The 14,585-nt window shown below is 67.0% G+C and carries 14 protein-coding genes; 8 read left to right on the top strand and 6 right to left on the bottom strand.

Annotation, left to right across the window (positions count from 1 at the left end):
• Positions 1 to 56 precede the first annotated feature (56 nt).
• Positions 57 to 2,828, top strand: coding sequence for a hybrid sensor histidine kinase/response regulator (locus IAE37_RS04655; RefSeq protein ID WP_201169924.1), 2,772 nt, complete (start codon positions 57 to 59; stop codon positions 2,826 to 2,828).
• A gap of 104 nt (positions 2,829 to 2,932) precedes the next feature.
• Positions 2,933 to 3,526 (top strand): MarC family protein, encoded by a 594-nt coding sequence (locus IAE37_RS04650; protein WP_201169913.1) that lies wholly within the window; start codon positions 2,933 to 2,935, stop codon positions 3,524 to 3,526.
• Here the strand turns inward: IAE37_RS04650 and IAE37_RS04645 are convergent.
• The 6 genes from IAE37_RS04645 to cobG form a co-directional block, all read right to left on the bottom strand.
• Positions 3,523 to 4,140, bottom strand: a complete 618-nt coding sequence (locus IAE37_RS04645) for a hypothetical protein (protein WP_201169911.1) — start codon at positions 4,138 to 4,140, stop codon at positions 3,523 to 3,525. The two genes, IAE37_RS04650 and IAE37_RS04645, sit on opposite strands and share 4 nt — an antisense overlap.
• Positions 4,141 to 4,150: 10 nt before the next feature.
• Positions 4,151 to 4,840, bottom strand: coding sequence for a hypothetical protein (locus IAE37_RS04640; protein ID WP_201169909.1), 690 nt, complete (start codon positions 4,838 to 4,840; stop codon positions 4,151 to 4,153).
• A gap of 101 nt (positions 4,841 to 4,941) precedes the next feature.
• The gene (cobJ, locus tag IAE37_RS04635; RefSeq protein WP_201169906.1) at positions 4,942 to 6,645 is read right to left on the bottom strand and encodes a precorrin-3B C(17)-methyltransferase; all 1,704 of its coding nucleotides are present in this window, start codon (positions 6,643 to 6,645) and stop codon (positions 4,942 to 4,944) included.
• Positions 6,633 to 7,364: a precorrin-2 C(20)-methyltransferase gene (locus tag IAE37_RS04630; protein WP_201169903.1), complete on the bottom strand. Its 732-nt coding sequence runs from the start codon at positions 7,362 to 7,364 to the stop codon at positions 6,633 to 6,635. The genes cobJ and IAE37_RS04630 overlap by 13 nt, the downstream gene beginning before the upstream one ends.
• On the bottom strand, positions 7,364 to 7,990 hold the full coding sequence (locus IAE37_RS04625; protein ID WP_201169900.1) for a precorrin-8X methylmutase: 627 nt from the start codon (positions 7,988 to 7,990) through the stop codon (positions 7,364 to 7,366). Before IAE37_RS04625 ends, IAE37_RS04630 begins: the two co-directional genes overlap by 1 nt.
• Complete coding sequence (gene cobG / locus IAE37_RS04620; protein ID WP_201169897.1) at positions 7,983 to 9,305, bottom strand: precorrin-3B synthase; 1,323 nt, start codon at positions 9,303 to 9,305, stop codon at positions 7,983 to 7,985. The genes IAE37_RS04625 and cobG overlap by 8 nt, the downstream gene beginning before the upstream one ends.
• 214 nt (positions 9,306 to 9,519) lie before the next feature.
• Here cobG and cbiE point away from each other — a divergent pair, with 214 nt between their 5' ends.
• The 6 genes from cbiE to IAE37_RS04590 all read left to right on the top strand — a co-directional run bounded on the left by cbiE (position 9,520) and on the right by IAE37_RS04590 (position 14,542).
• Complete coding sequence (cbiE, locus tag IAE37_RS04615) at positions 9,520 to 10,731, top strand: precorrin-6y C5,15-methyltransferase (decarboxylating) subunit CbiE (RefSeq protein WP_201169893.1); 1,212 nt, start codon at positions 9,520 to 9,522, stop codon at positions 10,729 to 10,731.
• Positions 10,724 to 11,818, top strand: coding sequence for a cobalt-precorrin-5B (C(1))-methyltransferase (locus IAE37_RS04610; protein WP_201169890.1), 1,095 nt, complete (start codon positions 10,724 to 10,726; stop codon positions 11,816 to 11,818). The genes cbiE and IAE37_RS04610 overlap by 8 nt, the downstream gene beginning before the upstream one ends.
• Positions 11,815 to 12,534, top strand: coding sequence for a cobalt-precorrin-6A reductase (locus IAE37_RS04605; protein ID WP_201169887.1), 720 nt, complete (start codon positions 11,815 to 11,817; stop codon positions 12,532 to 12,534). Before IAE37_RS04610 ends, IAE37_RS04605 begins: the two co-directional genes overlap by 4 nt.
• Positions 12,535 to 12,659: 125 nt before the next feature.
• On the top strand, positions 12,660 to 13,097 hold the full coding sequence (locus IAE37_RS04600) for an NfeD family protein (protein WP_201169885.1): 438 nt from the start codon (positions 12,660 to 12,662) through the stop codon (positions 13,095 to 13,097).
• Between the two features lie 39 nt (positions 13,098 to 13,136).
• The gene (locus IAE37_RS04595) at positions 13,137 to 13,991 is read left to right on the top strand and encodes an SPFH domain-containing protein (protein WP_201169883.1); all 855 of its coding nucleotides are present in this window, start codon (positions 13,137 to 13,139) and stop codon (positions 13,989 to 13,991) included.
• A gap of 161 nt (positions 13,992 to 14,152) precedes the next feature.
• Positions 14,153 to 14,542, top strand: coding sequence for a DUF2946 domain-containing protein (locus tag IAE37_RS04590; protein WP_201169881.1), 390 nt, complete (start codon positions 14,153 to 14,155; stop codon positions 14,540 to 14,542).
• Positions 14,543 to 14,585 lie beyond the last annotated feature (43 nt).

Below are 14,585 nucleotides of genomic sequence, written 5' to 3'. Positions count from 1 at the left end.
CTTGGGGCCCCGCGCATAGTAGGTATCCGGCACATCAGCCTAGAAGGGATCTCGTCTTGCGTCGGCTTCGGATTGCCATAGCTCTGATCGTCAGCTTGCTGACCCTGCTCTGCCTGCACCCGGCTTCGGCCGACCAAGGCGGCGGCTGGTCCGTTCTGCTCGACGAACAGGCCAACCTGCAACTCAGCGACGTGCGCTCGGAGCGCTACCGCAACCAGTTCAGTCCCCTGACACTCAATGAACTGGATGCCGCACTGCCCGAACAGGCACTGTGGTTGCACTATCGCCTGGAACCGGGCGACCAGGAGCAGCTGCTGCGGGTGTTCGCCCCCGATCTGTCCCGCCTCGACCTCTACGCCCTCGATGGCGACAAGCTGCTGCGCCAACTGCACCATGGCCGCCAGACCAGCAATGCCAGCCCCACCCTGCGGGGCAGCGACCATATCCTGCCGCTACCGCACAGCAGCCAACCCGTGGATGTCTATCTGCGCCTGGTCTCGGAGCACCAGCTGCGCCCGGCCATCAGCCTGGAGCCAGCGGCCCAGGCGGCCTCCGACCACAGCCGCGAGCTGTTGCTGGGCATGCTCCTGGGCGGCCTGGTGATGCTGATGCTGCATAACCTCATCCGCTTCATCTACACCCGCTCCGGCGCCTCGTTGTACCTCGCCTTGTACCACGGCCTGATGCTGCTCAGCGGACTGATCCTGCTCAACCTGAGTGGCCCGTGGTGGCACCTCTGGCATGCCGCGCAAACGCCAGCCGCCTATCTGACACTGGTGTTGGCAGGCCTGGCCGGCCTGTACTTCACCCAGCAGTTCTTCCAGACCTGCAACTCGCCGCAGATCAACCGCCTGCTGCAGGGCGAGATGCTGGTGGTCGCTGTCAGCGGGCTGATCCTGCTGTTCGTCGACACCCTGCCGCTGAACCTGATGACCTATGCCCTGCTCGCCCTGGGCAGCGTGACCATGCTGCTGGTCAGCAGCTACCACTGGTTCCGGGGCTATGCGCCGGCACGGCTGTTCAGCCTGGCGATGGTGATATTCAACCTCGGCGGCCTGGTACTGCTGCCGGCGCTGCTGGGGCTGACCCGCACCCCCACGCCCTGGCTGCTGTGCATTCTGCTCGGCCTGACGGTGGCCAGCGGGCTCTTGCTCAACCTTGCGGTCAGCGAGCGCCTGCGCCGCCTCAGCGAGGAGCGCTACAGCCTCAGCCGGGCGCTGGCCGCCAGCGATGCCGAAATCAACGCCAAGGCCGAGTTCCTGGCCAAGATCAGCCACGAGATCCGCACGCCGATGAACGGCGTGCTGGGCATGACCGAACTGCTGCTCGGCACCCCCCTGTCGGTCAAGCAGCGCGACTACGTGCAGACCATCCACAGCGCCGGTAACGAGCTGCTGACCCTGATCAACGAGATTCTCGACATCTCCAAGCTCGAGTCGCGGCAGATCGAACTCGATGACGTGCAGTTCGACCTCAACGCACTGATCGAGGACTGCCTGAATATCTTCCGCGCCAAGGCCGAGCAGCAGAACATCGAGCTGATCAGCTTCACCCAGCCCCAGGTGCCACGGGTCATCAGCGGCGACCCGACACGCCTGCGCCAGGCGTTGTCTAGCCTGCTGGACAACGCCCTGAAGAATACCGACCAGGGCGAGATCCTGCTGGTGGTGGCCCTCGACCAGCGCAGCGAAACCCCACGCCTGCGTATCGCCGTGCAGGACAGCGGCGCGCCGTTGCCGGTGGCCGAGCGCGAAGCGCTGCTGCAAGCCGAGCTGCACAGCCACCAGTTCCTCTCCAGCAACAAGCTCGGCGGCCACCTTGGCCTGGTCATCGCCAAGCAGCTGATCGGCCTGATGCAAGGCGAGTTCGGCATCAAGAGCAGCACCAGCATGGGCAACACCCTGTGGCTGACCTTGCCGCTCGACCCGTCACGCCTGGAACAGCCCGCCACCGACCTCGACGTGCCGCTGCGCGATGCCCGGGTACTGGTGGTGGACGACAACGACACCTGCCGCAAGGTACTGGTGCAGCAATGCAGCGCCTGGGGCATGAACGTCAGCGCCGTGCCTTCGGGCAAGGAAGCGCTGGCCCTGCTGCGGACCAAGGCGCACCTGCGCGACTACTTCGACGTGGTGCTGCTGGACCAGAACATGCCCGGCATGACCGGCATGCAACTGGCGGCGAAGATCAAGGAAGACCCGAGCCTGAACCACGACATCCTGGTGGTCATGCTCACCGGCATCAGCAACGCACCGAGCAAGATCATCGCCCGCAATGCCGGGGTCAAGCGGATCCTGGCCAAACCCGTGGCGGGCTATACCCTCAAGACCACCCTGGCCGAGGAACTGGCCCAGCGCGGCCGCGACCAGCTCCCGCCGCCAGCGCTGCCCGGCACCCACGTTACGGCGGACCTGCCCAGCGACTTCCGCGTGCTGGTCGCCGAGGACAACAGCATCTCGACCAAAGTCATCCGCGGCATGCTGGGCAAGCTCAACCTCGAGCCGGACACCGCCAGCAACGGCGAGGAGGCCCTGCAGGCCATGAAGGCGCGGCGCTACGACCTGGTGCTGATGGATTGCGAGATGCCAATCCTCGATGGTTTCTCGGCCACCGAGCAACTGCGCACCTGGGAAGCCGCCAACCAGCGCCAGCGTACGCCGGTAGTCGCCTTGACCGCGCACATCCTCACCGAACACAAGGAGCGCGCGCGCATCGCCGGCATGGACGGGCACATGGCCAAGCCGGTGGAGCTGTCGCAGTTGCGCGAGCTGGTGCAGTTCTGGGCGAACAAGCGCGAGGCCAAGGCTGACCCCGCGCATACCTCCTGAACCGCAGCGCCTGCTTCGCGGGCAAGTCGCAGCGGCGAACCGCCGCGAAGAGGCCCTTGAGGCTGATACACTTCCCTGAAACTTCCTGCCAGGGGCCACACCCAATGCTCCATGACCTGTCCAGCGTCTACCTGAAGATGCTCGTGCTCTACAGCCCGTTCTTCGTGCTGTCGTGCTTCATCAGCCTGACCCGAGGTCACTCCAGCAAGGAGCGCAAGCAACTGGCCTGGCGCGTGTCCATCGCCGTACTGGTGGCCAGCGTGCTGCTGTACCTGTTCGGCCGGGTCATCTTCGGCGTATTCGGCATCACTGCGGATGCCTTCCGTATCGGTGCCGGCAGCGTGCTGTTCATCTCGGCCTTGGGCATGGCCCAGGGCAAGCCGGCGGTACAGGCCGACAACGTGCAGCAGGACGTGACCATCGTGCCGCTGACTATCCCGCTCACCGTCGGCCCCGGCACCATCGGTGCCCTGCTGGTGATGGGCGTGGGCCAGCCACATTGGGACGAGAAACTGCTGGCCATCGTCAGTATCGTGCTGGCCAGCTTCACCGTGGGCCTGGTGCTGTACCTGTCCCACCGGATCGAACGCATCCTCGGCGAGCAGGGCCTGCAGATCGTCAGCCGGCTGATGGGCTTGTTCGTCTGCGCCCTGGCCGCGCAGATCATCTTCACCGGGATCAAGGGTTATCTGGTCTAGATCGGTAGCGCGATGATTTCCTCATGCAGGATTCGCCCTAACGCCTGCCTGACCTTGTCAGCGTGAGTGCGCTGGAACAGACGGGGGTTGAAGCGCACCAGTTCCGCCCGCACCCGACTCGCCTCATCGATGCGCACCGGGAAATCGAAACCGAACAGCGCCAGTTCGCCCACCTCGTGGTACAGCACGATGTCCAGGTTACCGTCCTCCCTGGGTGCACAGGGCAATAGCTGGAACAGGTTCATCTGCCGGCTGCGTTGTTGCATCTGCCACAAGGCCGAGCCATTCTCCGCCAATGCCTGCAATGAAGCTTGCAAGCTGCGCGCGTGCCGCTCCCCCGCCACTTGCTGGACGATGTGCAAGCTCCGCTCCACCGCCCCCCTGCGCTGCGGGTCTGGCCGGTAGCGCTGTTCGGCCGTCAGCGCATCCCAACCATAGAACTGCAACTGGCGCCGATAATGGCTGAACCAGTCCTGCACCAAGCCCTCGCGATGATCGCTCTCGGCCACCCGCTGCGCCATCAGTACCGCCAACTGGATCGCCTCGCGCGCCGCCGCATCGATACCTGGAAGCAATGAAAGCAGGCTGGCACCGACCACGTTCGTTTCCGGCATGTTCATAGGCTCAGATCTCATAATCGAGGACATTGCGACGGGCGCGTTCACCCACGCGTTCGGCGATGGTTTCTCGGAGCGTGTCGAACACCTCACGGTGGAACACCAACACCGCCGAACCGGTGTACATTTGCGCGGCCGTGCTTTTCCATTCGAAGGCCACGGTATCGAGCTCGTGATCGTCGAGCGGCTTGGCGTCCACCGCACTGATCACCAGCAACACTTCCCCGCTGGCGTTCTGCACGCAGGCCCCCAGACCAACGGTGCTGATCTGCCGCTCGCGCATGTTGCGCTTGAGGATGTCCTGGGCCTCGGTGACTTCGCCCAGCGCTTCGAGGGCCTTGGCCGCCAACTCAGCCAGCGCATCGGAGATGGGGTTGCTGAACACCGCCTGGCCGATCACCTTGATCGACTTGTAGGCGACCGCACCCAACTTCAAGGATTGCGAAGCGCTGCTTTCGCGCTCGTACGAACGGCTCAACGTCACCCAGCCGCAATCCTGCATCACCTGGAGAAACAGCTTGAACCATTGTTCGGTCTGGCCCTGATCGGGATATTGCTTGCTCGCCGCCAACGTGGCGAAGTGAAAAGCGTGCTTGATGTCGGCACGGACTCCGACCTCGATGCCGGCGCCAAAGGCCATCAACGATTGTTCGATTACTGCGGCACTGTTGCGGTTGCTGGAGATATTCTCAGTCATGCTGCGTCATCCTCGGGTAGGCCTCGATGCCGATCATCGAGGCTGCTTCACCCTAACCGAAACGCAGCGGCGAACCTGTCCGGAAAGCTTTCCCGCCAGGCTCAGGGTGCCGTTGGGTACCAGCGTGGCGTGTACACCCAGCGCCCGCCGTCAGCGCGGGCGAACGTGCACGTGGTGGATGAACCGACCAGCACCATGGTGCGCATGTCGACCATTTCCGGCTGCAGTTCGGCCAAGGAGACGACCCTCAGCGTCTGCCCTGGCCGACCGATGTCTCGGCCAAGGACTACAGGCGTCTGTCCATCACGATGACGGCGCACGATGTCGAGCGCCACACCCAGTTGCCAGGGGCGAGAACGCGAGATCGGGTTGTAGAACGCCAGCACCAGGTCGGCCTGGGCAGCCAGGTCGAGGCGCTGTTCGATGGTCGCCCATGGCTTGAGGTTGTCCGACAGCGACATCACACAGAAGTCGTGCCCCAGGGGCGCTCCAGCCTGCGCCGCAGTGGCCAGCGACGCGGAAACCCCTGGGAGGATTTCCAGGTCGACGCGCTGCCAGGCCGGGTCGCTGGAGCCATGCAAGGCTTCCAGAACCGCCGCAGCCATGGCGAACACCCCCGGATCGCCCGACGACACGACCACTACCGAGCGCCCTTGGGCAGCCAGTTCGAAGGCATGCCGCGCACGCTGCATCTCTTCGCGGTTGTCGGTGCAATGCTGAACCTGGTCGTCACGGAACGGCCCGGCCATGCGCACATAGGTCTCGTAGCCGAGGATGTCCTGCGCGCGCGCAAGCTCGGCCTTGACCGCCGGCACCATCAGCTCTGCCGCGCCGGGGCCGAGCCCGATCACCGCCAGGCGACCGCGGCGCTCACCGACTCGCTCGACCTCGACCGGTGCTGGCGCCACCGCGATCACGCAGCCTGCCTGCGTGCTCAGGCGTGCTAGCGGCAGGGCTGCAGCGGCCATCTCGGCCAGCCCGTTGCCAAGCGGCGCAAAGCGTAGCGCGACGCCCAGCGACCGCGCCGCGGCATGCAGCTCGGCGTCGGCCATGGCCTGCTCGGCGGCCAGCAGGCAGGCCAGCGAGGCCTGGGCGAGGCCTGCTTCGCGCAGGGCCTCGCGCACGCTGTCCGCCAGCCCCGGTGTGCCCGACTCGACCGCCACCAGCACCGCACGGGAATGGATCAGCAACTCGTCATGGCGGGCCGGGCGAGCCTCGCACCCCACATGGATGGTGCGCCGCGCCGCTGCGCTGGCCGGCAGGCTGGCTTGCTGCAACCAAGGCGCGTCGCCTTCGATACGTACCGCCTCACCGGCCAACAAGTCCGAGACGAAGCGCTTGCCCTGCTCCAGATCGGCCAGCGCGTAGCCTTGCGGTGGGTTCAGCAGGCACGTGCCGAAACGCAGCTCGCCGCTGGTGGTGATGGCCGCCGCAACGCCCAGCGTCTCGCCGATGGCCCGGGCCATGACGTTGACCCCGGCCAGGCCGCCAAGCAGCGGCACCACTGCGCTGCCGTCCTCGGCCACGGCCAGCACCGGCGGCTCGGCCCCCTTCTCGTCGAGCAGGCTGGCCAGGCTGCGGATGACGATCCCGGCTGCGCACAGGGCGATGATCGGCGTGGCCTGCCGGTACAGCGCCCGCAGCGTGTCGCCAAAGGCCTGGTAGAGCTGGTCGGCACCCTCGACCCGGCCGTCCAGGCCATGGATGGTCGCCTCTGGATAGCATTGCTGGATGCGCCGCGCGGTCTCCAGGCTGCCCTGGCCAAGGATGACGATGGCTGGAGCCTGCATGTTCATCCCTGCCATTTTTCACCCGGCACGATGATCAGCGAGAAGTACGGCGAGGACTGTGGGTCGACCGCGTCGAGGGCGACGATCTTCTGGTTGGCCATGGTCGCTCGCTCGACATACAACGCGCGTCCGTCCAGCCCCAGTTCGGCGAGCACCTGGCGCACCTTGGGGAAATTGCGGCCAAGCTTCATGATCACGGCGGCATCGGCGTCGGCCAGGCGGCGCTTGAGTTCCTCGGCCGGCAGCACGCCCGACAGCACCGACAGGCTCTGGTTGCGATACACCAGCGGCGCGCCCAGCACCGAGGCGCCACCGAGCATGGAGCACACGCCAGGAACCACCTGCGCCTCATGCTGCTGCGCCAGGCGGTCGTGCAGGTACATGTACGAGCCGTAGAAGAACGGATCGCCTTCGCAGATCACCGCGACGTCGCGCCCGGCATCCAGGTGCTCGGCCACCTGCACGGCGGCTTCATCGTAGAAATCGCTGATCACCTGTTCGTAGGACAGCGGCGCCGGCAGTACTTCGGTCGTCACCGGATAAACCAGCGGCAGCAAGATCTGTTCGGCCTGCAGGTGCGCCTCGATGATGCCGAAGGCATTGCCGCGCTTGCCCTTGGCCACGAAGTACGCCACCACTGGCGCCTCACGCAGCAAGCGCAGTGCCTTGACCGTGATCAGTTCCGGGTCGCCAGGGCCCACGCCCAGGCCCAGCAGTCGTCCACGTGGCGCCATCACTCCACCTCCGTGGCCAGGGCGTTGACCGCGGCAGCGGCCATCGCGCTGCCGCCCAGGCGGCCCTGCATGATCACGAACGGCACGCCGCGGCTGTCGGCGGCGAGCATCGCCTTGGATTCGGCGGCGCCGACGAAGCCCACCGGGAAGCCAAGGATCAGCGCAGGCTTCGGCGCTCCGGCATCGAGCATTTCCAGCAGGTAGAACAGCGCGGTCGGCGCGTTGCCGATCACCACCACGCTGCCTTCCAGGTGCGGGCGCCAGAGCTCCAGGGCCAGTGCCGAACGGGTGTTGCCCGCTTCCTTGGCCATGCCCGGCACGCTCGGGTCGCGCAGGGTGCAGATCACCGGGTTGTCCGCCGGCAGGCGCGCGCGGGTGATGCCTTCGGCGACCATGTGCGCGTCGCAGAGGATCGGCGCGCCCTTGGCCAGGGCCTCGCGCCCTGCGCGGCCAGCACCTTCGGAGAACTGCAAGCCATCGACCGCCTCGACCATGCCGCAGGCATGGATCACCCGCACGGCGAGTTTTTCGAGGTCTGCGGGGATCCGTTCGAGCCGGGCCTCCTCACGGATGATCCGGAAGGAATTGCGATAGATCTCCTGACCATCGCGGATGTAGTCAATCATCAAGGTGCTCCGTCGGCAGGTCGAGCATGGCGCCTGCGTCGTTCAAGGTGAGGTCGGTGCCGCGCAGGGCACCCAGGCCCGGCAGGTGCGCGTCACGCAAGTAAAGGTCGTAGCGCCCGGGCGATCGGGCCAGCAGGGTGGCCGGGGCGACATGGGCCACGGCGCAGGATCGCGCGCAGCCGGACAGGTGCACGCTGCCAGGCGCGCCAGGGCCCAGCAGGCGGGCCAGGGTCACGGCATCGCTCTTGGTCGCGGCCGCCGCCTTGGCGCAGCCATGGCTGCCGGTGCAGGCGACGATGCGCGACAGGGGATCGTCGGCGTGGCAAAGCAGGCCGAGCCCGGCGAGCGCGGTTTGCGCCTGTTCGCGGTGGGCGGGGTCGAGATTGGGCAGCACCAGGCTCTGCCACGGGCTCACCCGCAAACTGCCATCGCCCCACTGCCGGGCGATGCCGGCAGTGCCGCGGAGCATGCCAGGGGTCAACCGGCCAAGCGGCGGGGCAATGCCCAGGGCCATGCCCTGGCGCTGCGCCAGGGTGCCCAGCCAGGCGGCGCTGGCGCTGGCGCGTCGCCAGCCGAGCACGGCGGCGTCGCGGCGGATGTCCAGGCCCTCGATGAAGGCGGCCGGCGCAAGCTGCTGCAGGAGCTGGCGCATACGCGACTGCTCGGGGCTCGCCAGGTCGAGAAAGCGCCCCAGTACCGCCTGCACCAGGGCCAGGCCCTGGGCCATCGGCACCGCGCCGAGCGGCGGCTCGGTGGGGCAGCCGGCCAGGCCGAAGGCCAGCCAGTCCTGCTGTTCCAGGCGCATGACCGACAACCACAGATCGTGGGGGTGCTCGAGCATCGCCAGGCCTTCGCCGCCATCGAGCTGGATGGCGAACTTGGCCGACAGTTCATGGAAACGTGGCGTGCCCTGCAGCAGATCGAGGATCTGCCCGGCCAGAGGCCGCACATCCAGCAACGCCGCCGGGTCGAGCCCGGCCAATGGGCTGAGCATCAGGTTGCGCACATCGTCGCCGGCCGCCTCGCGCGGGCCGAGGCCCGCGGCCAGCAGGCTGTCGACCAGCCCGGCGTGTTCGGCGCCAATACCGCGAATCTGCAGGTTGCCGCGGTTGGTCGCTTCGATCACGCCACTGGCGAAGCGCTCGGCCGCGCTCGCCAGCGCATCGGCCTGGTCGGCCAGAAGCAGGCCACCCGGCAGCTTGATGCGGCAGATCCCGCCGTCGCGCGCGGCGACGATGCGCCACAACCCCGGGCAAGCCGAGGGACGGGGCGAAACGCTGGGAGTATGAACCTGCTTCAAGGGGGTGTCCGGCAATCGCTGAAAATGCGCTTGAGTGTAGAAGGCGCGGTATTATGCCTGCTTTGGCCTGCGGCATGAAAAGCCGGTGGTCGAGCATCGTCGCGATCGCGCGAAAAATTCCGGACCGTGGCGCCCTCTTCGCGGGTAAACCCGCTCCTACAGCCCCCCTGTAGGAGCGGGTTTACCCGCGAAGGACGCGACGCGGTTCACATGACGGATAAAGGAACACATGGCACCCTGGCTGACAGTAGTAGGCATCGGCGAAGACGGCTTCAGCGGCCTGGGCAAGCAAGCCCGGCGGGCCCTGCTGGGCGCCTCGCGGATCATCGGCAGCCCACGCCAGCTGGCCCTGCTGCCTCGCTGCGTGACTGCCGCACGCGAGCAATGGCCCACCCCCTTCACCCTCGCCCCGGTGCTGGCGCTACGCGGTGAACCCGTGTGCGTGCTGGCCAGCGGCGACCCGATGTTCTACGGCGTCGGCGCCAGCCTGGCGCGCCAGGTCGCAGCCGAGGAGATGCAGGTGCTGTCGATGCCCTCCTCCTGTGCCCTCGCCGCCGCCCGCCTGGGCTGGCCGCTGCAGGACCTGCAGGTGGTCTCGCTGGTGGCCCGGCCACTGGTGGCGCTCAATGCCCACCTGCACAGCGGCATGCGCCTGCTGGTGCTGAGCAACGATGGCGACAGCCCGGCCGCCATCGCCGCGCTGTTGCGCGAACGCGGCTTCGGCCCCAGCCGCCTGCACGTACTCGAACACCTCGGCGCAACTGCCGAGCGACACCTGTGCGGTAGCGCCGAAGACTGGCCACACACGCAGGTCGCCGCGCTCAACCTGGTCGCCATCGAGTGCCAGGCCAGCGCCACCGCGCCTCGCCTGGGCCGGGTCGCGGGTTTGGCCGATGACGCCTTCCGCCATGACGGCCAACTGACCAAGCGCGACGTGCGCGCGATCACCCTGGCCCGCCTGGCGCCCCAGCCTGGCGAACTGCTGTGGGACGTGGGCGCCGGCTGCGGCTCCATCGGCATCGAGTGGATGCGCGCCCACCCAGCCTGCCGCGCGCTGGCGATCGAGGCCGACGCAGGCCGCCAGGGCTTCATCGAGTACAACCGCGACGCGCTGGGCGTGCCCGGCCTGCAGCTGGTACGCGGCAAGGCGCCCGAAGCCCTGGCCGGGCTCGAACGGCCCGATGCGATCTTCATCGGCGGCGGTGTCACCCGCGACGGCGTGCTGGCGCTGTGCTGGGAGCGCCTGCGCCCCGGCGGGCGCCTGGTGGCCAACGCGGTGACCTTGCAGAGCGAACTGGCCCTGGCGCATTTCCGTGAGCGTCACGGCGGCGACCTGACCCGCATCCACGTCGCCCAGACCCAGCCGTTGGGTGCCTTCGACACTTGGCGCCAGGCCCTGCCGATCACCTTGCTCGACGTGGTGAAGCCTGCCGATGCGTGACGAAACCCAGGAACAGCCGGCGCCCCTGCGCAGTGGCCTGACCACCGGCAGCTGCGCCACCGCCACCAGCCTGGCTGCGGCACGCCTGCTGCTGACCGGCCAGGGCAGCGATGCAGTGAGCATCACCCTGCCCAAGGGCAAGGTGGTGCAGATGCGCCTGGAGTTCTGCCGCCGCGACGGCGAACGCGCCGAGGCAGGCACGCTCAAGGATGCCGGCGATGATCCGGACGTCACCCACGGCGCCCTGCTCTACAGCCAGGTACGCCTGCTGGACACGCCCGGTGTCCGCTTCGTCGCGGGCATTGGCGTCGGCACCGTCACCCGCCCCGGGCTGGTGCTCGGGGTCGGCGAACCGGCGATCAACCCAATACCTCGGCGGATGATGGGTGAGCACTTGCAGCAACTGGCAGACGCCTGCAGCTACCCGGGCGGCTTCGAGGTGACGGTCAACGTGCAGGACGGCGACCGCTTGGCGCTGAAGACCATGAACCCGCGCCTGGGCATTCTCGGCGGCTTGTCGATCCTCGGCACCAGCGGCATCGTCCGGCCGTTCTCCTGCTCGGCGTACATCGCGTCGATTCACCAGGGCATCGATGTGGCCCATACCAACGGCTACACGCACATTGCCGCCTGCACCGGCAACGCCAGCGAGGACTGCATGCGCCGGGTCTATGGCTTGCCGGAAATCGCCCTGATCGAGATGGGCGACTTCGTCGGCGCGGTGCTCAAGCACCTGCGCAAGGTACCGGTGGCGCGGCTGAGCCTGTGCGGTGGTTTCGGCAAGATCAGCAAGCTCGCCGCCGGGCACATGGACCTGCACAGCCGCCACTCCAGCATCGACCTGCCACAACTCGCCGGATGGGCCGCCGACATCGGCGCCGATGCCAACCTGCAGGCGGCGATCGTTACCGCCAACACCAGCCAGCAAGCCCTGGCGCTCGCCCATGCGGCAGGCATCGCCCTGGGCGATGCGGTATGTGCCCATGCGCTGGCATTCGCCCGCAGCGTGGTGCCAGCGCAGGTCCAGGTCGAGGTGTTCGCCATCGACCGCCAGGGCGGCATCGTCGGCAAGGCGGGCATAAAATGAGCCGGCGCATCCTGTTGCTCGGCGGCGTTACCGAGGCCCTGGCCATCGCCCGTCAACTGGGCCCCGAGCACGTCTACAGCCTGGCCGGCATCGGCCGCGTGCCACAGGACCTGGCCTGCCAGGTGCGTGTCGGCGGCTATGGCGGCGCCGAAGGCCTTGCCAGGTACCTGCGCGAGGCGGGCATCAGCCTACTGATCGACGCCACCCACCCCTATGCGGCGCAGATCAGCCGCAACGCCGCCGATGCCGCCAGTGCCGTCGACATTCCCTGCTGGGCCCTGCGCCGCCCAGCCTGGCAGGCGCAGGCGGGCGACGACTGGCGCGAGGTGCAAGGCTGGGCGGACCTGATCGCAGCGCTCGAGCCGTTCAAGAGGCCGCTGTTCACCCTGGGCCGCGAGCCGTTGCAACATCTTGAGGAAATTCCGCTGGGGCAGTTCTGGACCTTGCGGGCGCTGGAGGCCTGCGCGGGCAATGAGCGCTGCGAGGTGATCGGCGCACGTGGGCCCTTTCACATCGAAGACGAACGGGCGTTGTTCGAGCGCCGCGCTATCGATGTGCTGGTGAGCAAGAACAGCGGCAGCGTGGCGACCGAGCCGAAGCTCGAGGTGGCGCGTGAGCGAGGGGTGCCGGTGTTGATTCTCAAGCGTCCGGTGCTGCCGACAGTAGATCGTTGTTTTGAGCGAGCGGAGTCGTTGCTTGCGGCTATCAGGCCCTGACGCTTGGCGTGCCTTTTCCCACAACGATATTGCCTTTATCCACAACTCGCCCGTGACAGATCCGGATGGCCATGCAGACAGGGAGCGTTTTAGACTCATGCCTCCCCCCGGAAGGCGTCGCGCTTATGGAAATGCAATGGTGGATCTGGCTGGTCTTCGGCCTTGGCCTGATCCTGCTCGAACTGGTCCTGCCCACGTTCTTCATCCTCTGGTTCGGCATCGGTGCCGTGCTGGTCTCGTTCATCGCCCTCGCCGCGCCCAGCTTGCAACTGGACATGCAGGTGCTGCTGTGGGTGCTGTTCTCCTCGTTGACCACCGCCCTGTGGTTCAAGCTTTTCCGGCGCAAGAAGCCGGACGTGCGCTGGACCGCCGACAGCGTCATCGGTGAGGTCGGCCTGCTGACCGCCAGCGTTTCACAATTCCAGAAAGGCCGCGTGCGCTTCCAGAAGCCGATCCTCGGCAACGAGGAATGGACCTGCGTCGCCGACAGCGACATCCCCGCCGGCGAGCGCGTGCGCCTCGTCGCCATCGAAGGCAACACCGCCCGGGTCGTGCGCGCCTGAGCTTGGCGCGAGCACCTGCACTAAAAGGAACTCAGCAACATGACCAGCCTCATCATCGTCGGCGCCCTCGCCCTGTTCGTCCTGATCACCGTGTTCAAGGGGGTGCGCATCGTGCCCCAGGGCGAAGAGTGGATCGTCGAGCGCCTGGGCCGCTACCACAGCACCCTCAAGCCCGGCCTGAACATCCTCATCCCGTACATGGACGTGGTCGCCTACCGTCTGCCGACCAAGGACATCATCCTCGATGTGCAGGAGCAGGAAATCATCACCCGCGACAACGCGGTGATCGTCGCCAACGCCCTGTGCTTCGCCAAGGTCATCGACCCACAGAAGGCGTCCTATGGCGTGCAGAACTTCTCGTTCGCCGTCACCAGCCTGACCATGACCTCGCTGCGCGCCATCGTCGGTGCCATGGACCTCGACGAAGCGCTGTCGAGCCGCGAGCAGATCAAGGCACGCCTGCGCGAGGCGATGTCCGAGCAGACCGAGGACTGGGGCGTGACCGTGCGCTCGGTGGAGATCCAGGACATCAAGCCATCGCAGAACATGCAGGCGGCCATGGAGCGCCAGGCCGCCGCCGAGCGTGAGCGTAAAGCCGACGTGACCCGCGCCGAGGGCAACAAACAGGCGGCCATCCTCGAGGCCGAGGCGCGGCTGCAATCGGCCAAGCTCGATGCCGAGGCGCAGATCAACCTCGCCGAAGCCTCGGCGCGGGCGATCTCGCTGGTCAAGGAAGCCGTGGGCAGCGAGACGGTGCCGGCCATGTACCTGCTGGGCGAGCGTTACATCGGCGCCATGGAGAACCTGGCGGGCAGCGACAACGCCAAGGTGGTGGTGCTGCCGGCCGACCTGCAGGAAACCGTGCGCGGGTTGCTGGGCCGCAACAAGCTCTGAACTTGATTCACGTCCTTTCGCGGGCAAGTCGCAGCGGCGACTTGCCCGCGAGGCAGGCGACACCGCTTCACCTGCCCACCTGCGTCACTTCACCGCACCCGCACATTTTTACCTATACTCCGCCTTACAATACCGCCCACGATTCCTGACCGGATCTCTCCATGCCCCCACGTCGGCACATTGCCTGGATAGCCTGCCTTGCAGTGCTGTTCAACCTGCTGGCCATGCCGCTGTCTTCTGCCGCGCCCAAGGGCCCGGCGGAGCAGCTGCTGTGGGGGGCTTTCTGTTCCAGCATGGCCGGCAAGGCCAAAGTCGATGTCCAGGCCCTGGCCAAGATCGACCTCGGCACGCAAAACGACGACCACTCCAGCATGCAGCATTGCTGGTGCTGTTCCGCTGGCGCGCCGCTGCTGGCCCTGCCGGGCTACCCGCCACAGCTGCACAACCCGCCCACGCTGCTGGCCGGGCATGCGCCACCAGCCGCCAGCTACCAACCGACGCCGCGCCAGCTATGGCCTGCGCTCAATCCCCGTGCCTCTCCACTGGTCTGAGTTCATCACGCTGTCTGCCTGAACCTGAACAGATCGGAGACTC

This window comes from Pseudomonas sp. S31, from assembly GCF_016648105.1.
Classification (GTDB): domain Bacteria; phylum Pseudomonadota; class Gammaproteobacteria; order Pseudomonadales; family Pseudomonadaceae; genus Aquipseudomonas.
This window is presented reverse-complemented; position numbering and strand designations above follow the sequence as displayed.